31 protein-coding genes are annotated in these 18,727 nt (G+C 44.8%); all 31 read left to right on the forward strand.

Annotated features, from left to right (window positions below; all coding sequences use genetic code 11):
- Positions 1–30 precede the first annotated feature (30 nt).
- The 31 genes from fusA (at position 31) to EGC80_RS22385 (ending at position 18,084) form a co-directional block, all read left to right on the forward strand.
- The gene (gene fusA, locus EGC80_RS05785; protein WP_101033707.1) at positions 31–2,127 is read left to right on the forward strand and encodes an elongation factor G; all 2,097 of its coding nucleotides are present in this window, start codon (positions 31–33) and stop codon (positions 2,125–2,127) included.
- Between the two features lie 69 nt (positions 2,128–2,196).
- Positions 2,197–3,381, forward strand: coding sequence for an elongation factor Tu (gene tuf / locus EGC80_RS05790; protein ID WP_101033683.1), 1,185 nt, complete (start codon positions 2,197–2,199; stop codon positions 3,379–3,381).
- Between the two features lie 353 nt (positions 3,382–3,734).
- Positions 3,735–4,046: a 30S ribosomal protein S10 gene (rpsJ, locus tag EGC80_RS05795; protein ID WP_011635639.1), complete on the forward strand. Its 312-nt coding sequence runs from the start codon at positions 3,735–3,737 to the stop codon at positions 4,044–4,046.
- Between the two features lie 27 nt (positions 4,047–4,073).
- Positions 4,074–4,712, forward strand: coding sequence for a 50S ribosomal protein L3 (rplC, locus tag EGC80_RS05800; RefSeq protein WP_101033710.1), 639 nt, complete (start codon positions 4,074–4,076; stop codon positions 4,710–4,712).
- 17 nt (positions 4,713–4,729) lie between these two features.
- Positions 4,730–5,335: a 50S ribosomal protein L4 gene (gene rplD / locus EGC80_RS05805; protein WP_101033712.1), complete on the forward strand. Its 606-nt coding sequence runs from the start codon at positions 4,730–4,732 to the stop codon at positions 5,333–5,335.
- Entirely contained in the window at positions 5,332–5,634 is a 303-nt protein-coding gene (gene rplW, locus EGC80_RS05810; RefSeq protein ID WP_101033714.1) for a 50S ribosomal protein L23, read from the forward strand. The genes rplD and rplW overlap by 4 nt, the downstream gene beginning before the upstream one ends.
- Before the next feature lie 16 nt (positions 5,635–5,650).
- The gene (rplB, locus tag EGC80_RS05815; RefSeq protein WP_101033716.1) at positions 5,651–6,475 is read left to right on the forward strand and encodes a 50S ribosomal protein L2; all 825 of its coding nucleotides are present in this window, start codon (positions 5,651–5,653) and stop codon (positions 6,473–6,475) included.
- A gap of 15 nt (positions 6,476–6,490) precedes the next feature.
- A complete protein-coding gene (gene rpsS / locus EGC80_RS05820; protein WP_101033718.1) occupies positions 6,491–6,769 on the forward strand; it encodes a 30S ribosomal protein S19 in 279 nt (92 codons plus the stop codon).
- A 15-nt stretch (positions 6,770–6,784) separates the two neighbouring features.
- A complete protein-coding gene (gene rplV / locus EGC80_RS05825) occupies positions 6,785–7,117 on the forward strand; it encodes a 50S ribosomal protein L22 (protein ID WP_101033720.1) in 333 nt (110 codons plus the stop codon).
- Between the two features lie 12 nt (positions 7,118–7,129).
- Positions 7,130–7,819 carry a 30S ribosomal protein S3 gene (gene rpsC, locus EGC80_RS05830; RefSeq protein ID WP_124013991.1) on the forward strand — a complete coding sequence of 230 codons (690 nt, stop codon included), beginning with the start codon at positions 7,130–7,132 and terminating at the stop codon, positions 7,817–7,819.
- An 11-nt stretch (positions 7,820–7,830) separates the two neighbouring features.
- Positions 7,831–8,241 carry a 50S ribosomal protein L16 gene (gene rplP / locus EGC80_RS05835; RefSeq protein ID WP_101033724.1) on the forward strand — a complete coding sequence of 137 codons (411 nt, stop codon included), beginning with the start codon at positions 7,831–7,833 and terminating at the stop codon, positions 8,239–8,241.
- A complete protein-coding gene (rpmC, locus tag EGC80_RS05840) occupies positions 8,241–8,432 on the forward strand; it encodes a 50S ribosomal protein L29 (protein WP_101033726.1) in 192 nt (63 codons plus the stop codon). Before rplP ends, rpmC begins: the two co-directional genes overlap by 1 nt.
- Positions 8,432–8,680 (forward strand): 30S ribosomal protein S17, encoded by a 249-nt coding sequence (rpsQ, locus tag EGC80_RS05845; protein WP_101033728.1) that lies wholly within the window; start codon positions 8,432–8,434, stop codon positions 8,678–8,680. Before rpmC ends, rpsQ begins: the two co-directional genes overlap by 1 nt.
- Before the next feature lie 175 nt (positions 8,681–8,855).
- Entirely contained in the window at positions 8,856–9,224 is a 369-nt protein-coding gene (gene rplN / locus EGC80_RS05850) for a 50S ribosomal protein L14 (RefSeq protein ID WP_011635649.1), read from the forward strand.
- A 10-nt stretch (positions 9,225–9,234) separates the two neighbouring features.
- Positions 9,235–9,549 (forward strand): 50S ribosomal protein L24, encoded by a 315-nt coding sequence (rplX, locus tag EGC80_RS05855; RefSeq protein ID WP_101033730.1) that lies wholly within the window; start codon positions 9,235–9,237, stop codon positions 9,547–9,549.
- Between the two features lie 13 nt (positions 9,550–9,562).
- Complete coding sequence (gene rplE / locus EGC80_RS05860) at positions 9,563–10,102, forward strand: 50S ribosomal protein L5 (RefSeq protein ID WP_101033732.1); 540 nt, start codon at positions 9,563–9,565, stop codon at positions 10,100–10,102.
- A 10-nt stretch (positions 10,103–10,112) separates the two neighbouring features.
- Positions 10,113–10,418 (forward strand): 30S ribosomal protein S14, encoded by a 306-nt coding sequence (gene rpsN / locus EGC80_RS05865; protein ID WP_124013992.1) that lies wholly within the window; start codon positions 10,113–10,115, stop codon positions 10,416–10,418.
- 24 nt (positions 10,419–10,442) lie between these two features.
- Complete coding sequence (rpsH, locus tag EGC80_RS05870; RefSeq protein WP_101033736.1) at positions 10,443–10,835, forward strand: 30S ribosomal protein S8; 393 nt, start codon at positions 10,443–10,445, stop codon at positions 10,833–10,835.
- Between the two features lie 10 nt (positions 10,836–10,845).
- A complete protein-coding gene (gene rplF / locus EGC80_RS05875; RefSeq protein ID WP_124013993.1) occupies positions 10,846–11,379 on the forward strand; it encodes a 50S ribosomal protein L6 in 534 nt (177 codons plus the stop codon).
- Between the two features lie 10 nt (positions 11,380–11,389).
- Positions 11,390–11,740 carry a 50S ribosomal protein L18 gene (gene rplR / locus EGC80_RS05880; RefSeq protein WP_101033740.1) on the forward strand — a complete coding sequence of 117 codons (351 nt, stop codon included), beginning with the start codon at positions 11,390–11,392 and terminating at the stop codon, positions 11,738–11,740.
- 12 nt (positions 11,741–11,752) lie between these two features.
- The gene (rpsE, locus tag EGC80_RS05885) at positions 11,753–12,256 is read left to right on the forward strand and encodes a 30S ribosomal protein S5 (RefSeq protein WP_011494651.1); all 504 of its coding nucleotides are present in this window, start codon (positions 11,753–11,755) and stop codon (positions 12,254–12,256) included.
- Positions 12,257–12,262: 6 nt separating this feature from the next.
- On the forward strand, positions 12,263–12,451 hold the full coding sequence (gene rpmD, locus EGC80_RS05890) for a 50S ribosomal protein L30 (RefSeq protein ID WP_101033742.1): 189 nt from the start codon (positions 12,263–12,265) through the stop codon (positions 12,449–12,451).
- The gene (gene rplO, locus EGC80_RS05895; protein ID WP_011635657.1) at positions 12,451–12,885 is read left to right on the forward strand and encodes a 50S ribosomal protein L15; all 435 of its coding nucleotides are present in this window, start codon (positions 12,451–12,453) and stop codon (positions 12,883–12,885) included. Before rpmD ends, rplO begins: the two co-directional genes overlap by 1 nt.
- A 7-nt stretch (positions 12,886–12,892) precedes the next feature.
- Positions 12,893–14,215, forward strand: coding sequence for a preprotein translocase subunit SecY (gene secY, locus EGC80_RS05900; protein ID WP_101033744.1), 1,323 nt, complete (start codon positions 12,893–12,895; stop codon positions 14,213–14,215).
- A 41-nt stretch (positions 14,216–14,256) separates the two neighbouring features.
- The gene (gene rpmJ / locus EGC80_RS05905; RefSeq protein WP_006083579.1) at positions 14,257–14,370 is read left to right on the forward strand and encodes a 50S ribosomal protein L36; all 114 of its coding nucleotides are present in this window, start codon (positions 14,257–14,259) and stop codon (positions 14,368–14,370) included.
- Between the two features lie 116 nt (positions 14,371–14,486).
- Positions 14,487–14,843 (forward strand): 30S ribosomal protein S13, encoded by a 357-nt coding sequence (rpsM, locus tag EGC80_RS05910; RefSeq protein ID WP_101033746.1) that lies wholly within the window; start codon positions 14,487–14,489, stop codon positions 14,841–14,843.
- A gap of 17 nt (positions 14,844–14,860) precedes the next feature.
- A complete protein-coding gene (rpsK, locus tag EGC80_RS05915; protein WP_011635661.1) occupies positions 14,861–15,253 on the forward strand; it encodes a 30S ribosomal protein S11 in 393 nt (130 codons plus the stop codon).
- Between the two features lie 32 nt (positions 15,254–15,285).
- Positions 15,286–15,906 carry a 30S ribosomal protein S4 gene (gene rpsD / locus EGC80_RS05920; protein WP_101033748.1) on the forward strand — a complete coding sequence of 207 codons (621 nt, stop codon included), beginning with the start codon at positions 15,286–15,288 and terminating at the stop codon, positions 15,904–15,906.
- Between the two features lie 24 nt (positions 15,907–15,930).
- Positions 15,931–16,920 (forward strand): DNA-directed RNA polymerase subunit alpha, encoded by a 990-nt coding sequence (locus EGC80_RS05925; protein ID WP_101033750.1) that lies wholly within the window; start codon positions 15,931–15,933, stop codon positions 16,918–16,920.
- A 40-nt stretch (positions 16,921–16,960) separates the two neighbouring features.
- The gene (gene rplQ / locus EGC80_RS05930) at positions 16,961–17,356 is read left to right on the forward strand and encodes a 50S ribosomal protein L17 (RefSeq protein WP_101033752.1); all 396 of its coding nucleotides are present in this window, start codon (positions 16,961–16,963) and stop codon (positions 17,354–17,356) included.
- Positions 17,357–17,889: 533 nt separating this feature from the next.
- Positions 17,890–18,084: a hypothetical protein gene (locus EGC80_RS22385; RefSeq protein ID WP_164839426.1), complete on the forward strand. Its 195-nt coding sequence runs from the start codon at positions 17,890–17,892 to the stop codon at positions 18,082–18,084.
- Positions 18,085–18,727 lie beyond the last annotated feature (643 nt).

Here is an 18,727-nt window from a genome sequence, read left to right on the forward strand (position 1 = left end):
ACCAAAAGTTTTAGCTGAGAGGGTATAATAGTGGCTCGTACAACCCCAATTGAGCGTTATCGTAATATCGGTATTGTTGCTCATGTGGATGCAGGTAAAACTACCACAACAGAACGTGTTCTGTTCTATACCGGTATGTCTCATAAAATCGGTGAGGTGCATGACGGCGCCGCTACGACAGATTGGATGGTACAAGAGCAAGAGCGTGGTATTACTATCACATCTGCTGCAGTAACAACATTTTGGCGTGGCATGGATGCTCAATTCGCTGAACACCGTATTAATATCATCGATACCCCAGGTCACGTAGACTTTACAATTGAAGTCGAGCGTTCATTACGTGTTCTCGATGGTGCTGTAGTAGTATTTTGCGGCTCGTCAGGCGTTGAACCACAATCTGAAACTGTATGGCGTCAAGCAGATAAATACCACGTTCCACGTCTGGTGTTTGTTAACAAGATGGACCGTGCAGGTGCTGATTTTGACCGTGTAATAAATCAAATTCGTAACCGCCTTGGTGCGACTTGTGTACCAATACAATTAAACATTGGTGTAGAAGAGAACTTCAAGGGTGTTATTGATTTAATTAAGATGAAAGCCATTAACTGGTCTGAAACAGATCAGGGGCTGACATTTACTTATGAAGTCATTCCTGCAAATCTAGCGGCAAAAGCTGCAGAAATGCATGAGTATCTCGTGGAAGCAGCAGCTGAAGCCTCTGATGAACTGATGAACAAATACCTTGAAGAGGGTGAGTTATCAGAAGTAGAGATCAAAACAGCGTTGCGTCAGCGCACAATTAACAATGAGATCGTGTTAGCCACTTGCGGTTCTGCATTTAAGAACAAAGGTGTGCAAGCGGTACTCGATGCGGTAGTTGACTTTTTACCTGCACCTATTGATGTTCCTGCAATTACAGGCATTGATGAAAGCGAAAAAGAAGTCAAACGCCTACCAGATGACAATGCCCCTTTTGCGGCTTTAGCATTTAAAATTGCGACTGATCCATTTGTTGGTACACTGACCTTTATCCGCGTGTATTCAGGTGTACTTGAATCAGGTGCTGGTGTTTATAATTCTGTTAAGCAGAAACGTGAGCGAGTAGGTCGAATTGTGCAAATGCACGCTAATGACCGAACAGAACTGAAAGAAGTACGTGCTGGCGATATAGCGGCTGCTATCGGTTTTAAAGATGTAACAACCGGTGATACCCTTTGCGATAACAATCACAGAGTGATTCTTGAGCGCATGGAGTTCCCTGAACCCGTAATTACCATTGCCGTTGAGCCTCGTTCAAAAGCTGACCAAGATAAAATGGGGATTGCGCTGCAAAAACTAGCAGCAGAAGACCCGTCTTTCAAAGTTGAAACTGATGAAGAGTCGGCACAAACACTAATATCTGGTATGGGCGAATTGCATCTAGACATCATCGTTGACCGTATGCGTCGCGAATTTGGTGTAGAGTGTAACGTAGGTAAACCACAGGTTGCCTACCGTGAAACAATTCGTTCTAAAGTAGAAGTGGAAGGTAAATTCGTACGTCAATCAGGCGGACGTGGCCAATATGGCCATGTTTGGTTAAGAATTGAACCACTCGAAGAGGGTGCGGGCTACGAATTTGTTAACGAAGTTGTAGGTGGTGTAGTTCCTCGAGAATTCATTCCTGCCGTTGACAAAGGTATTCAAGAACAGATGAAGAATGGCGTATTAGCCGGCTACCCTGTACTTGATGTGAGAGTCAGTTTGTTTGATGGTTCATATCATGATGTGGACTCGAACGAAATGGCGTTCAAAATTGCAGGCTCTATGGGCTTCAAAAAGGGCGCGCTAGAAGCAACCCCTGTGTTGCTCGAACCTTGTATGAAAGTAGAAGTGACTACACCTGGAGATTATATGGGCGATGTTGTGGGTGATTTAAACCGCCGTCGTGGCATAATTGAAGGTATGGACGATGGCATCGCAGGTGTTAAACTTGTTCATGCAGTAGTGCCTCTATCTGAAATGTTTGGTTATGCGACTGATTTGCGCTCTGCATCTCAGGGTCGCGCTTCATACTCTATGGAGTTCTTGAAGTACGCAGATGCACCGCAAAACATTGCAAAAGCGATTATAGAATCTCGTAACTAATATTGGTTACGGCATCAATGTTATATTGCTCGAATTAATCGAGCACTTCTGAAAAGAAAGGAATATATCGTGGCAAAAGCTAAATTTGAACGTAATAAGCCTCACGTAAACGTGGGCACCATTGGTCACGTTGACCATGGTAAAACAACCTTAACAGCAGCAATTTCTGCCGTTTTGTCTAAGACATATGGTGGTGAAGCTCGTAACTTCGCTCAAATCGATAACGCTCCAGAAGAGCGTGAGCGCGGTATTACAATTAATACTTCTCACATCGAATATGACACACCATTACGTCACTACGCACACGTAGATTGTCCAGGTCACGCGGATTATGTTAAGAACATGATTACCGGTGCTGCACAGATGGACGGCGCAATCTTAGTAGTAGCTGCTACTGATGGCCCAATGCCACAAACACGTGAGCACATCTTGCTTTCTCGTCAAGTAGGTGTCCCTTTCATCATCGTATTCATGAACAAATGTGACATGGTAGATGACGAAGAATTACTAGAATTAGTAGAAATGGAAGTGCGTGAGCTTCTTTCAGAATACGACTTCCCAGGTGATGATTTACCAGTAATCCAAGGTTCAGCGCTTAAGGCACTAGAAGGCCAGCCAGAGTGGGAAGCTAAAATTCTTGAGCTTGCAGAAGCTTTAGATACTTATATTCCAGAGCCAGAGCGTGACATCGATAAGCCGTTCCTACTACCAATCGAAGACGTATTCTCGATTTCAGGTCGTGGAACAGTGGTAACCGGTCGTGTTGAACGTGGTATCGTTCGTATATCAGACGAAGTAGAAATTGTTGGTGTTAGACCAACAACTAAAACGACTTGTACTGGTGTAGAAATGTTCCGTAAGTTACTTGACGAAGGTCGTGCTGGCGAAAACTGTGGTGTGTTATTACGTGGAACTAAGCGTGATGATGTTGAACGTGGTCAAGTACTAGCTAAGCCTGGTTCAATTAACCCACACACAACGTTTGAGTCAGAAGTCTACGTGTTGTCCAAAGAAGAAGGCGGACGTCATACTCCATTCTTCAAAGGCTACCGTCCACAGTTCTTCTTCCGTACAACAGACGTAACAGGCACAATTGAGTTACCAGAAGGCGTAGAAATGGTTATGCCTGGTGATAACATCAAGATGGTAGTTACACTGATTTACCCAATCGCGATGGATGACGGTTTACGTTTTGCTATCCGTGAAGGTGGCCGTACAGTTGGTGCAGGTGTTGTAGCTAAAATTATCGCGTAATAGCGACTTTAGTGAACACTGAAAAAGGAAGCCTCGGCTTCCTTTTTTATTTTTAGAAACTGACAATCATTGGTGGTATTGACCCAGGATGTGTAGTGAATACTCAGCAATTGATTGTAAAACAACTTTCTGAAGACTATTTACACAATGGGCTTGATCTCCGATAAAAGTTCTGTATACTTGCCCCCTCGCTGACTAGTGCAGCGTAAATTATAATGACTAACCAGTATGGTTAATCATTTTCACAGCGACTCCGATTGGGAGTCGAACGGTTAAATCATCTCGCTCTGCTTTTCCATTAGGAAGAAGCTAGAGGGTGATTTTTTATATGTCCATTTTAGGAGCTCTGGTCAATGCAGAACCAAAGAATCCGTATCCGCTTGAAAGGCTTTGATCATCGTTTAATTGATCAGTCTACAGCGGAAATCGTTGAAACTGCTAAGCGTACAGGCGCGCAGGTACGTGGACCTATTCCACTACCTACTCGCAAAGAGCGTTATACCGTTTTGATCTCTCCGCACGTTAATAAAGATGCTCGTGATCAGTACGAAATTCGTACCCACAAGCGTTTAGTTGACATCGTAGAGCCAACAGAAAAGACTGTAGACGCATTAATGCGTTTAGATCTTGCGGCTGGTGTCGACGTTCAGATTAGCTTAGGTTAATTGAGATCCTTAGAAGAGGTTTGAGAGATGGCTATCGGTCTTATTGGTCGTAAAGTGGGTATGACTCGCATCTTCACTGAAGATGGTACGTCAATCCCTGTAACAGTAATTGAAATTGCAGGCAATCGTGTTACTCAAGTGAAAACTTTAGAAACAGACGGTTATCGTGCACTTCAAGTAACTACTGGTACCAAAAAAGCCAATCGCATCACTAAAGCAGAAGCAGGTCACTTTGCCAAGGGCGGCGTCGAAGCCGGTCGTGGTTTATGGGAAATGCGTTTAGCAGATGGTGAAGGCGAAGGCATTGAAGTTGGTGCTGAAATTAATGTTGATATTTTCGCTGAGACAGTGAAAGTAGATGTTACCGGTCAATCAAAGGGTAAAGGCTTCCAAGGCGGTGTTAAGCGTTGGAACTTCCGTACTCAAGATATGACTCACGGTAACTCTTTGGCACACCGTTCGAATGGTTCTATCGGTCAGAACCAAACGCCTGGTCGTGTATTCAAAGGCAAGAAAATGTCAGGCCATATGGGTGCTGAGCAAGTAACGACTCAAAATCTACACGTTGTACGTGTTGATGCAGAACGTAACTTGTTATTAGTACGCGGCGCAGTTCCAGGCGCTACCAATGGTGACTTGATTATCAAGCCAGCAGTTAAAGCTTAAGGTCTGAGGAGATAGTAATGGAATTGGTATTGAAAGACGCCCAGAGCGCTCTTGAAGTTTCCGAAACTACCTTCGGCCGTGACTTTAACGAGGCACTGGTTCATCAGGTAGTTGTAGCGTATGCTGCAAACGCGCGTCAGGGCACTCGTGCCCAAAAGACTCGTGCAGAAGTAACTGGCTCAGGCAAAAAGCCTTGGCGTCAGAAAGGCACTGGCCGCGCTCGTGCCGGTAGTGTTAAAGGCCCAATCTGGCGTGGCGGTGGCGTAACTTTCGCTGCTAAAACACAAGATCATAGCCAAAAAGTTAACAAGAAGATGTACCGTGGTGCTCTTAAGAGCATATTTTCTGAATTGGTACGTCAAGATCGTCTGGTTGTTGTTGAATCATTTGGTGTCGAAGCTCCTAAAACACAAGAGCTGAAAGCTAAATTAAAAGCAATGAACTTAGAAGACGTTCTAATTGTTACTGCTGAAGTTGATGAGAATTTATTCTTAGCAGCTCGCAACTTATACAAAGTTGACGTTCGTGACGTAGCGGGTCTTGACCCAGTGAGTCTAATTGCGTTCAACACTGTTCTTGTTACTGCTGACGCAGTGAAGCAAATCGAGGAGATGCTAGCATGATCCGCGAAGAACGTTTGCTAAAAGTTATTCTTGGTCCACATATCTCTGAAAAGAGTACTGTGCTTGCTGAGAAAAACAACACTGTAGTCTTCCGCGTAGCCATCGATGCAACTAAAGCAGAGATTAAAGCTGCAGTAGCGAAGCTATTTGAAGTTGAAGTTAATTCGGTTCGCACTTTAGTTAATAAAGGCAAAACCAAACGTACTGGTGGCCGAGTTGGTCGTCGCATCGATTGGAAAAAAGCCTATGTTACTTTAGCTGCTGGTGCTGACATTGATTTCGTCGGCGGCGCTGAATAAGCAAAGGAGAATTATCATGGCAGTTATTAAGTGTAAGCCAACCTCTCCAGGTCGTCGCCACGTAGTTAAAGTGGTGAATACGGACCTGCATAAGGGTAAACCTTTTGCTGGCCTGTTGGCGAAAAAAACTAAAAGTGGTGGCCGTAACAATACTGGCCGTATCACTGTTCGCCACATAGGTGGTGGACATAAGCAGCACTATCGTATTGTTGACTTTAAACGCAACAAAGATGGTATTCCTGCGAAAGTTGAACGTCTTGAATACGATCCAAACCGTACAGCGCACATCGCGTTAGTACTGTATGCAGATGGTGAGCGTCGTTATATTCTTGCTGCAAAAGGCATGAAAGCTGGCGACCCAATCCAATCTGGCTTGGATGCAGAAATCAAGACTGGTAACGCTAGACCGTTACGCAACATTCCAGTAGGTAGTGTTGTACACGCTGTTGAAATGAAGCCTGGTAAAGGCGCTCAGATCGCACGTTCAGCTGGTGCTTATGTACAAGTTGTTGCGCGTGATGGTGCTTATGCAACTCTACGTCTTCGCTCTGGCGAAATGCGTAAAGTTCCAGTAGATTGCCGCGCAACATTTGGTGAAGTTGGTAATTCCGAGCACATGCTACGCCAGTTAGGTAAAGCAGGTGCTACGCGCTGGAGAGGCATACGCCCTACAGTTCGAGGTGTTGCAATGAACCCAGTAGACCATCCACATGGTGGTGGTGAAGGCCGTACTTCTGGTGGACGTCATCCAGTGAGTCCATGGGGTGTGCCGACTAAGGGTTATAAAACTCGTAGCAACAAGCGCACTGACAAGTACATCGTACGTCGTCGTAATAAATAGTTAAGAGGATTCGCCATGCCACGTTCTCTCAAGAAAGGTCCCTTCATTGACCTGCACTTGCTGAAGAAGGTAGAGAAAGCGATGGAAGCGGGAGACAAAAAGCCAATTAAGACTTGGTCTCGTCGCTCAATGATCATCCCTAATATGATTGGGTTGACCATCGCTGTCCATAATGGTCGTCAGCACGTACCTGTGTTCGTAACTGACGAAATGATCGGTCACAAGCTTGGTGAATTTTCACCAACTCGCACTTATCGCGGCCATGTCGCAGATAAGAAAGCGAAGAAGCGTTAATACGGGAGGAATAAGATGGAAGTTTTAGCTAAACATCGTTTTGCTCGTACGTCTGCGCAGAAGGCCCGTCTAGTTGCTGATCAAATTCGTGGATTGCCTGTTTCTAAGGCGCTCGAGATTTTGACATTCAGCCCCAAGAAAGCCGCCGTACTAGTTAAAAAAGTACTTGACTCAGCTATCGCAAACGCCGAACACAACGAAGGTGCTGACATTGATGAGCTTAAAGTTGGAGCCGTCTTCGTAGATGAAGGCCCAACAATGAAGCGCATCTTGCCACGTGCTAAAGGCCGCGCTGATCGTATCATGAAGCGTACCAGTCACATTACTGTGGTTGTAGCAGATCGCTAGGAGAAGAGAGCAATGGGACAGAAAGTACATCCTAATGGTATCCGTCTGGGTATCACTAAGCCTTGGATCTCTACCTGGTACGCAGATAAGTCAGACTATGCAAATAATCTGAACAGCGACTGGGAAGTGCGTCAATATTTAACTGAAAAGTTAAAAGCCGCATCAGTATCTAAGATTGTTATTGAACGCCCAGCGAAGAGCATCCGCGTTACTATTCACACTGCCCGTCCAGGTATTGTGATTGGTAAGAAAGGTGAAGACGTTGAAGTATTACGTGCCTATGTGTCTAAAATCACTGGTACTACTGCTCAAATCAACATCGCTGAGATCCGTAAGCCTGAATTAGACGCTAAGCTCGTCGCTGACTCTATAGCTCAGCAGTTAGAGCGTCGTGTTATGTTCCGTCGTGCTATGAAGCGCGCAGTACAAAACGCAATGCGCATTGGTGCTCAAGGTATCAAAGTTCAAGTGAGCGGCCGTTTAGGCGGAGCTGAAATCGCGCGTGCAGAATGGTATCGTGAAGGTCGTGTACCTCTACATACTTTGCGTGCCGATATCGACTATTCAACTGCAGAAAGTCACACGCAATATGGTGTGATTGGTATTAAAGTTTGGATCTTCAAAGGCGAAGTTCTAGACGGTTTAATACCAGCTATTGAAGAGCCTAAGCAGCAACCCAAGCGTAAGCCTCGTGGTAAATAGGAGAAACTTTTATGCTGCAACCTAAACGTATGAAGTTTCGCAAGATGTTCAAGGGCCGCAACCGCGGTCTAGCGAACGGTACTGAAGTTAGCTTTGGTACTTTCGGTTTGAAAGCAGTCGGCCGTGGCCGTTTAACTGCTCGTCAAATTGAATCTGCACGTCGTGCCATGACACGTCACGTTAAGCGTCAAGGACAAATTTGGATTCGAGTTTTCCCTGACAAGCCAATTACCTCTAAGCCTCTAGAAGTGCGTATGGGTAAAGGTAAAGGTAACGTTGAATACTGGGTATGTCAGATTCAACCTGGTAAGGTTCTTTATGAGATGGATGGTGTTCCTGAAGCGTTGGCTCGTGAAGCCTTTGCTTTGGCTTCAGCCAAACTTCCTCTGAAGACTACCTTCGTAACTAAGACGGTGATGTAATGAAAGCGAGCGAACTAAGAGAAAAGAGCGTTGAAGAACTTAACGCTGAATTACTTGGTCTGCTGCGTGAGCAGTTTAACCTGCGTATGCAACACGCTACTGGTCAGTTGAGCCAAACTAATCAATTGAAACTAGTGCGTCGTAACATTGCACGTGTAAAGACCATTATTACTTCTAAGGCAGGTGCGTAATGTCTGATAAAACCCGTACTTTGCAAGGTAAAGTAATTAGCAACAAAATGGACAAGTCTATTACTGTTGCTATTGAGCGCCAAGTGAAACATCCTATTTATGGGAAGTACATTAAGCGTACTACTAAGATCCATGCACATGACGAAACTAATCAGTGTAACGAAGGGGATTACGTGGCGATTAGCCAGTGTCGTCCGCTATCTAAGACTAAGTCTTGGACGCTTGCTGAAGTAGTGACAAAAGCCTAATTTTATTAGGCTAACGTAAACGGCCCCAGTATTTGGGGCCGTTTGTTTTTTTTGCTATGCATCCCGAAAATGTGTGTTATACTTGCGCGCCATTTTTAAGTAAATTATTACTTGAATTTGGTTCAAATGTAGTCCCATAGTGGGATTGTGTAGTAACGATAGCGGAGCACTTGAAATGATCCAAATGCAATCGACTCTAGACGTCGCATGTAACAGCGGCGCACGCAGAGTTCAGTGTATTAAGGTCTTGGGTGGCTCTCATCGTCGTTATGCCGGTATCGGCGACATCATCAAAGTTTCTGTTAAAGAAGCAATTCCTCGCGCTAAAGCGAAGAAAGGTGATGTATATAACGCGGTGGTAGTCCGTACTAAGAAAGGCGTTCGTCGTCCAGACGGTTCTGTCATTCGCTTCGATCGAAATGCAGCGGTTTTGCTTAATGCAAACCTTGCACCGATTGGTACTCGTATCTTTGGCCCAGTGACACGTGAATTGCGTAATGATAAATTCATGAAGATTGTCTCGCTGGCACCAGAAGTACTGTAAGGAGCTTCAAATGGCAGCTAAAATCCGTCGTGAAGACGAAGTAATTGTACTAGCAGGTAAAGACAAGGGTAGCCGCGGTAAGGTTTCTCAAGTTTTACCTACTGGTAAGTTAATTGTTGAAGGCCTCAATCTTGTTAAAAAGCACCAGAAACCAAACCCTCAATTGGGCGTGACTGGCGGCGTTATCGAGAAAGAAGCACCGATTCAAGCATCAAACGTTGCGATCTTTAACCAAGCCACAGGCAAGGCAGATCGTGTTGGTTTCCGATTTGAAGACGGCCAAAAAGTCCGTTTCTTTAAATCGAACAGCGAACTCGTTAAGTAATTTGGAGTAAACGATGGCGAAACTGCATGATAAATATCAAGAGACTGTAATCGCTGAACTAGCTAAAAAGTTCGGTTATAGCAGTGTCATGCAAGTCCCTCGGATTGAAAAAATCACCCTCAACATGGGTGTAGGCGAAGCTGTTGCAGATAAGAAAGTTATGGAGCATGCGCTCCGTGACATGACTGCAATCGCTGGCCAGAAACCAATTGTAACTGTTGCACGTAAATCAGTTGCTGGTTTTAAAATCCGTGAAGGCTACCCTATTGGCTGTAAAGTGACCCTACGCGGTGAGCGTATGTGGGAATTTTTAGAGCGTTTAGTTGACATTGCAATACCACGTATTCGTGATTTCCGAGGCTTAAGCGCTAAAGCGTTTGACGGTCGTGGTAATTACGCAATGGGCGTGCGTGAGCAGATCATCTTCCCAGAAATCGATTATGATAAAATCGATAAAATTCGTGGTATGGATATTGTTTTCACTACTACTGCGAAGAATGATGAAGAAGGTCGTGCTTTGTTAGACGCTTTTAACTTCCCATTCAAGAAATAAGGGTAGCATAATGGCAAAAACATCTATGAAAGCACGTGAAGCAAAACGTGCGCAGCTCGTAGCTAAATATGCTGAAAAGCGTTTAGCACTTAAGGCTATTATCAACAGTCCTGCAACTTCTGACGAAGATCGCTGGGATGCTGTACTTAAGTTACAAGCTCTACCACGTGATTCTAGCGCTGCGCGTCAACGCAACCGCTGTAATCAAACTGGTCGCCCACATGGTTTCCTACGTAAATTCGGCTTAAGCCGTATTAAATTACGTGAAGCAACCATGCGTGGTGAAGTTCCTGGTCTGCGTAAGGCCAGCTGGTAAGCACTTGTCACGGAGTAAGCTAATATGAGCATGCAAGATCCTATTGCGGATATGTTAACCCGTATTCGTAACGGCCAAGCTGCTAACCACGTATCTGTAAAGATGCCTTCAGCTAAGTTAAAAGTAGCAATTGCGAAATTACTTAAAGATGAAGGTTTCATTACTGAATACGCCGTAGCAGATGAAGCTAAGCCTGAATTAGAAATTACCTTAAAGTACTTTCAAGGCAAACCAGTCGTTGAGACTATCCAGCGTGTAAGTCGCCCTGGTCTTCGTATTTACAAAGGTAAAGACGAGCTACCAAAGGTGATGGGCGGTCTGGGTATCGCAATTGTGTCCACTTCTAAAGGCTTGATGACTGATCGCGCCGCCCGCCAAAATGGCTCGGGTGGCGAGGTTATCTGCTACGTAGCGTAAGGAGCTAGAAATGTCTCGTGTTGCAAAAGCACCAGTCACTGTTCCTGCTGGCGTAGAGGTGACTTTAAACGAACAGACCTTAACTGTGAAAGGCAGTAAAGGAAGTCTGACTCGAGTAATCAACAATGCGGTAAATGTTGTTATCGACGATGCACAAGTTAAGTTCCTTCCTGTCGAAGGCGTTGCTAACGCTTGGGCACAGGCTGGTACTGCACGTGCATTGGTAAACAATATGGTTGTTGGTGTATCTCAAGGTTTTGTGAAAAAACTTAAATTAGTTGGTGTAGGTTACCGTGCAAAGATTGCTGGTAGTGACTTAGATTTAACTTTAGGTTTTTCACATCCATTAGTACACAAACTGCCCGCAGGCGTTACTGCAGAGTGTCCTAGCCAAACTGAAATCGTGCTTTCGGGCGTTGATAAACAGTTAATTGGTCAGGTTGCTGCTGAAATTCGCGGATATCGTCCACCAGAGCCTTATAAGGGCAAAGGTGTTCGCTATGACGACGAAGTAGTACGCCGTAAAGAGGCTAAGAAGAAGTAGGTAACGCGATATGGATAAGAAAACATCTCGCTTACGTCGCGCTACTCGTGCACGTAAGAAGATCCAAGAGCTGGGCGTGAATCGTCTGGTTGTACATCGTACACCACGTCACATTTATGCTCAGGTAATCAATCCTGAAGCTCAGGTGTTGGCAGTTGCTTCAACCGTTGAAAAAGCGGTTAAAGAACTACTAAAGAGTACCGGTAACGTGGATGCAGCTAAAGCAGTAGGTAAAATTGTTGCTGAGCGTGCGATCGAGAAGGGCGTAGCAATAGTTGCGTTCGACCGTTCTGGTTTCAAGTATCATGGTCGTGTCGCTGCGTTAGCAGATGCCGCTCGTGAAGCTGGCCTGAAGTTCTAAGGGGTTATAAAAATGGCTAAATTAGAAGCTCAGCAAAAAGACGATCTGCAAGAGAAATTAATTGCAGTTAATCGTGTTTCTAAAGTAGTTAAAGGCGGTCGTATCTTTAGCTTCACTGCACTAACAGTTGTGGGTGATGGTAATGGTAAGATCGGCTATGGCTATGGTAAAGCGCGAGAAGTTCCAGCTGCTATTCAAAAAGCAATGGAAAAAGCCCGTCGAAATATGGTAACCGTGGAGTTGAATGCAGGTACTTTGCATCACCCAGTTAAAGGTCGCCATACTGGTTCTAAAGTTTATATGCAACCAGCATCACAGGGTACCGGTATTATTGCCGGAGGCGCAATGCGTGCCGTATTGGAAGTAGCAGGCGTTCATAACGTTCTGTCAAAAGCATACGGTTCTACTAACCCGATCAACATCGTTCGCGCAACTGTCGATGCGTTGGTGCACATGAAGTCACCAGCTCAAATCGCAGCAAAACGTGGCCTGAATGTTGATGAAATTCGGGGGTAATGCACCATGGCTACTAAAACTTTAAAAGTCACACAGACTAAAAGCAGCATTGGTCGTTTACCAAAACACCGTGCAACCTTAACCGGTTTAGGCCTACGCCGCATTGGTCACACTGTCGAAATTGAAGATACACCTTCAGTTCGCGGTATGATTAACAAGGTGTACTACATGGTTTCGGTGGAGGAATTAAGATAATGCGTCTAAATACTCTATCTCCAGCAGCAGGTTCTAAATCTGCTCCTAAGCGTGTAGGCCGTGGTATCGGTTCAGGTTTAGGTAAAACAGCGGGACGTGGCCATAAAGGTCAGAAGTCTCGTTCAGGCGGCGGCGTTCGCGTCGGTTTCGAAGGTGGTCAAATGCCACTTAAGATCCGCCTACCTAAATTTGGCTTTACCTCGCGTCGCGCTTTGGTAACAGCTGAAGTTCGTTTACTCGAACTAGCAAAAGTTAACGGTGATGTTGTCGATTTGAATGCACTGAAAGATGCGAATGTTATTACTCGCAATATCCAGTTTGCGAAAATCGTTCTTTCAGGTACCATTGACCGCCCTGTGACTGTAAAAGGTCTGAAGGTAACTAAAGGTGCTCGTGCAGCTATTGAAGCTGCCGGTGGCAAGATCGAGGAATAATACATCGATGGCAAAACCAGGACTTGATTCAAAAAGCGCGAAAGGCGGTTTGTCTGAACTGAAAACTCGTCTTCTGTTCGTGATTGGCGCAATTATCGTCTTTAGAGCCGGTTCGTTTGTGCCAATTCCTGGTATTGACGCCGCTGTATTGGCAGAGCTATTTGCTCAGCAAAAAGATACCATCCTTGGCATGTTCAACATGTTCTCGGGTGGTGCTTTAGAGCGTGCTTCTATCTTCGCATTGGGTATCATGCCGTATATTTCGGCATCTATCATAATGCAGTTATTGACTGTTGTGCATCCTGCACTCGCTGAATTAAAAAAAGAAGGCGAATCAGGACGTAAAAAAATCAGTCAATATACTCGATATGGCACACTTATGCTGGGTACGCTGCAATCTGTCGGTATTGCAACGGGTTTACCAAATCTGATGCCTGGCCTTGTGGCCAATCCCGGAATTGGTTTTTACTTTGTTGCAGTTGTGAGTCTAGTGACAGGAACTATGTTCCTTATGTGGCTAGGTGAGCAAATTACCGAACGTGGTATTGGTAATGGTATCTCGATTTTAATTTTCGCAGGTATTGTTGCTGGTCTACCATCGGCCATCGGCTCAACAGCCGAGCAGGCGCGTCAAGGTGACATGAATGTTTTAGTACTACTGTTGCTCGCTGTTATTGTATTTGCTGTAACTTATTTAGTGGTATTTGTGGAACGTGGTCAACGTCGTATCGTCGTTAACTACGCTAAGCGCCAACAAGGCCGTAAGGTTTTTGCAGCGCAAAGCACCCATTTACCTTTAAAAATTAATATGGCAGGTGTGATTCCACCAATCTTTGCTTCCAGCATTATTTTGTTCCCAGGCACACTGGCTCAGTGGTTTGGTCAAAATGAGTCTATGTCATGGTTAAGCGATTTCGCTTTAGCTGTGTCACCAGGACAACCGCTGTATTCATTATTGTACGCGTCAGCAATTATCTTTTTCTGTTTCTTCTATACTGCGTTGGTTTTTAACCCTCGTGAAACAGCAGATAACTTGAAAAAGAGTGGTGCATTCATTCCTGGGATCCGTCCCGGAGAACAGACTTCGCGTTACATTGATAAAGTAATGACACGTTTAACCTTAGCGGGTGCGTTGTATATTACCTTTATCTGCTTAATTCCGGAGTTCATGTTAATTGCGTGGAAAGTACAGTTCTATTTTGGCGGTACTTCACTACTAATTATAGTCGTCGTGACCATGGACTTCATGGCTCAGGTTCAGACCCATATGATGTCTCATCAGTATGAGTCTGTGATGAAGAAAGCTAATCTCGTTAACAAAGCGAAATAAGATCGCTTTGGAAAATAAGATTGCTTTTACGGAGTGATGAAATGAAAGTTCGAGCTTCCGTGAAGAAGATCTGCCGTAATTGCAAGATCGTCAAGCGTAGTGGCGTTGTTCGCGTTATCTGTGTTGAACCAAAACACAAACAGCGTCAAGGCTAAGAAAGAAGTTTGGTCAGCCCAATAATGGGCTGACCAAAATATTGTTTGCAAATCTGTCGTCTGTCGAGTATCCTTTCGGGCTTTTCGCAGATGACCTTTAACTTAAGGAGTGCATAGTGGCCCGTATCGCTGGCATTAACATTCCTGATCAAAAGCATGCAGTCATTGCGTTGACTGCTATCTTTGGTATTGGACGTACACGCGCTAGAGCAATCTGCGCATCTACTTCAATCGCCGAAGATGCTAAGATCAAGGAATTGAGCGAAGCTCAGATAGATATCCTACGCGAAGCAGTCGCCAAATATTCAGTAGAAGGTGACTTGCGTCGTGAGATTTCAATGAACATCAAGCGTCTTATGGATCTTGGTTGTTATCGTGGTCTCCGCCATCGTCGTAGCCTGCCCCTTCGTGGGCAACGTACTAAGACCAATGCGCGTACGCGTAAAGGTCCACGTAAGCCAATCAGAAAGTAACGGGAAGGTAAACCAAAATGGCTAAAGTTCCGTCACGTTCTCCGCGTAAGCGCGTACGTAAACAGGTTGCAGATGGCATGGCTCATATCCATGCGTCTTTCAACAACACAATTGTCACCATTACAGATCGTCAAGGTAATGCGTTGTCATGGGCTACCTCAGGTGGTTCTGGTTTTCGTGGTTCACGTAAATCAACACCATTCGCTGCACAGGTTGCTGCTGAGCGTGCAGGTATTGCTGCTCAAGACTACGGCGTTAAAAACCTTGAAGTTTTCGTGAAGGGTCCAGGTCCAGGTCGTGAATCAGCCATTCGTGCGCTGAACGCTGTTGGTTATAAAATTACCAACATTACCGATGTGACGCCTATCCCTCATAATGGCTGTCGTCCACCTAAAAAACGTCGTGTATAACACTGCGTATATAGGATAGTTGGAGAAAGATCATGGCAAGATACTTGGGTCCCAAGCTCAAGCTCAGCCGCAGAGAAGGTACAGACCTTTTCCTAAAAAGCGGTGTGAGAGCAATCGAATCGAAGTGTAAGCTAGAAACTGCACCTGGACAACATGGCGCACGTAAGCCACGTTTGTCTGAGTATGGTATTCAGCTACGCGAGAAACAAAAAGTTCGTCGTATTTTCGGAGTGCTAGAAAAGCAATTCCGTAACTACTACAAAGAAGCTGCACGTTTAAAAGGCAATACAGGTGAAAACCTATTGCAACTCTTAGAAGTCCGCCTAGATAACGTTGTTTATCGTATGGGTTTCGGTTCTACGCGTGCAGAATCACGTCAGCTAGTAAGCCATAAATCTGTTATGGTTAACGGTCGTGTTGTTAATATTCCGTCATTCAAAGTGTCTGCGAATGATGTTGTAAGCATCCGTGAAAAGTCACGTACTCAAGCTCGTATCAAAGCGGCTTTAGAAGTGGCTTCTCAACGTGAAAAGCCTACATGGGTAGAAGTCGACAATGCGAAAATGGAAGGTGCTTTTAAGCGTATTCCAGAACGTAGCGATTTGTCTGCGGATATTAACGAACAGCTGATCGTCGAGCTTTACTCTAAGTAAGGCTAACAAACAAGAGAGGACACAATGCAGGGTTCTGTTACAGAATTTCTTAAACCGCGTCTCGTTGATATTGAGCAGGTTAATTCAACTCGCGCCAAAGTTACACTAGAGCCACTAGAACGTGGTTTTGGCCATACCTTAGGTAACGCGTTGCGTCGAATCCTATTGTCGTCTATGCCTGGCTGTGCAGTTACTGAAGTCGAAATTGACGGCGTACTGCATGAATACAGCAGTAAGGAAGGCGTGCAAGAAGATATCCTTGAGATATTGCTTAATCTTAAGGGATTAGCAGTGACCATCGAGGGTAAAGACGAGGCTTTGCTTACATTAAGCAAGTCCGGCACAGGCCCTGTTACAGCAGCAGATATCACGCATGATGGTGATGTTACCATCGTGAATCCTGATCATGTTATCTGTCACTTGACTGGTAACAATGATATCAGCATGCGTATCCGCGTTGAGCGTGGTCGTGGTTATGTGCCTGCTTCGGCTCGTGCACAGACTGAAGACGATGATCGCCCAATCGGTCGCTTATTGATTGATGCTTCATTCTCGCCTGTAGCTCGCATTGCATATAATGTTGAAGCTGCTCGTGTAGAACAACGTACTGACTTAGACAAACTTGTGATTGATATGACCACTAACGGTACTATTGATCCTGAGGAAGCCATTCGTCGTTCCGCAACCATCTTAGCTGAACAGCTAGATGCGTTTGTTGAATTACGTGATGTGACTGAGCAGGCTGTTGTAGAAGAGAAACCGGAGTTCGATCCGATTTTGCTGCGTCCTGTCGACGATTTAGAGCTAACTGTACGTTCGGCTAACTGTTTAAAAGCCGAAGCGATTCATTACATCGGAGATCTGGTACAACGCACTGAAGTTGAGTTGCTTAAGACCCCTAACTTAGGTAAGAAATCTCTTACCGAAATTAAGGATGTTTTAGCGTCTCGCGGACTGTCGTTAGGTATGCGTCTAGAAAACTGGCCACCGGCTAGTTTAGCTGACGACCTATAAGTCTCAGGTTAGTACAGATTTAGGTTATAAGGATTAGGTCATGCGCCATCGTAAGAGTGGTCGTCAACTAAACCGCAACAGCAGTCATCGTCAAGCTATGTTTCGTAACATGGCTTGTTCAATAGTTCGTCATGAGATTATCAAGACAACTGTAGCTAAAGCGAAAGAACTGCGTCGCGTTGTTGAACCTCTAATAACACTTGCTAAAATTGACAGCGTTGCAAATCGCCGTTTAGTTTTTGCTCGTACCCGCGACGCTGAAGTTGTAGGTAAGTTATTTACTGAATTGGGTCCACGCTTCCAGGAACGTCCTGGTGGCTACACTCGTATTCTAAAGTGCGGTCTACGTACCGGTGATAAAGCCCCAATGGCTTACATCGAGTTAGTAGGTCGTCCTGAAGCTGCTGAAGCTGTTGAAGTAGAAGCTGCTGAGTAATTAGTTACTCACCGAAAAAACCGAGCTTAGGCTCGGTTTTTTTTATTTTTTTCCTGCATCGGTCATATTATAAGCGTTCGGGCAAGTACCTCTTCAGTACCGCTTATTGCTCCTTTATCTTAACGGCTAACTATTACATCAAGAGTTAATATGGCTAAATTTTCTCATGAAGAATGAGCTGCCTCCCAATAAATGCAGCCAGCGCTTTAACGATTACTGGTTTTTGTCATTAACATAATCTCAGTTCAGCACCTTTTATTTCTGTAAAGCAACTAAGCTTAAAACGTCGCAGCGTTTGATAAATAACAGTGATCATGTCGACAGAGGTGACGCCCCATGCTTTTCAATAGACTATCTGCATGCAGCATCAAACGGGTTTGTGGGCTTCCCCTATTCGTTGTCAGTCAGCCTTTTTTGTGAAAGTATTATAACCCCAAGCTATTAATTCGCTCATCACCAGCACTATTTCTTATATCAGCAGTATCTATTAGCCCTATACAAGCCAGAGGTACAGCTTAAGCGTTAATCGCAGATTGGATGATAAAGTCCGCCGTCCTGTTAACTCCTTAGATGATTTACGGTACCAACCTCTATTAACTAAAAGTGAACCTCACGCTGATGAAGCGACGCTCAAAGTGATTAACGAATCGTATCTGTGGGTGAATTGCTCTGGCGTGGATGAGCCTCGTTATCAAGGTTTAAACAACTTTGTGCTGTACGACTATTAACAAGGTAGCCTCAAGGACACGTGCGAGAGCGCTTTTCTTGCCATGGAGCAAACCCGTTAGGGTTATTTACCGATCGATTGCTACGCGGCCTTCTAACAGGCAAGCAATAGACTTGTGGGGTCTATCCAAGATATAAATTCAAAGAAACATGAAAGTTGCACAGGAAAAACAAAACTTGCAGCGTCAACAAGGCGGATATGGCACTGAGCATGATAGCCAAGCGGAATTGTATTGAAATGCAAATATCTGCACTAAGTCAAAAAGACTGATCATTTTTTTAAGTGGCTCATTCAAGTTCTTCAGGAGGCAATTTAAACACTGGCTCGATACATCAGCGGAGCAAGTGCCAAAAAACGCCCTTGGCCAAGACATACACTACAACCTGCTTTATGGCCAAAGCCTAGCCGGTGACATAGAGAATAGTGGTTTTAATAGCGACAACAATCGTTGACAACGCGTAGCAAAGCAGTTTGTGATTGGCCGTTAATACTGATGGGTTAACCTCAACCATAGTGGTGTAGAGGCGAGTGTTATTTTGTCCAACATAATAGAAATGGCATCAGGAATGGGTTAACACCGTTCGATTACATTGAACACAGCTTAGAGCCGCTATCCTTGCCTCATAGAGGCCTCTACAGTCTAT

Source organism: Shewanella psychromarinicola (genome assembly GCF_003855155.1).
GTDB lineage: Bacteria > Pseudomonadota > Gammaproteobacteria > Enterobacterales > Shewanellaceae > Shewanella > Shewanella psychromarinicola.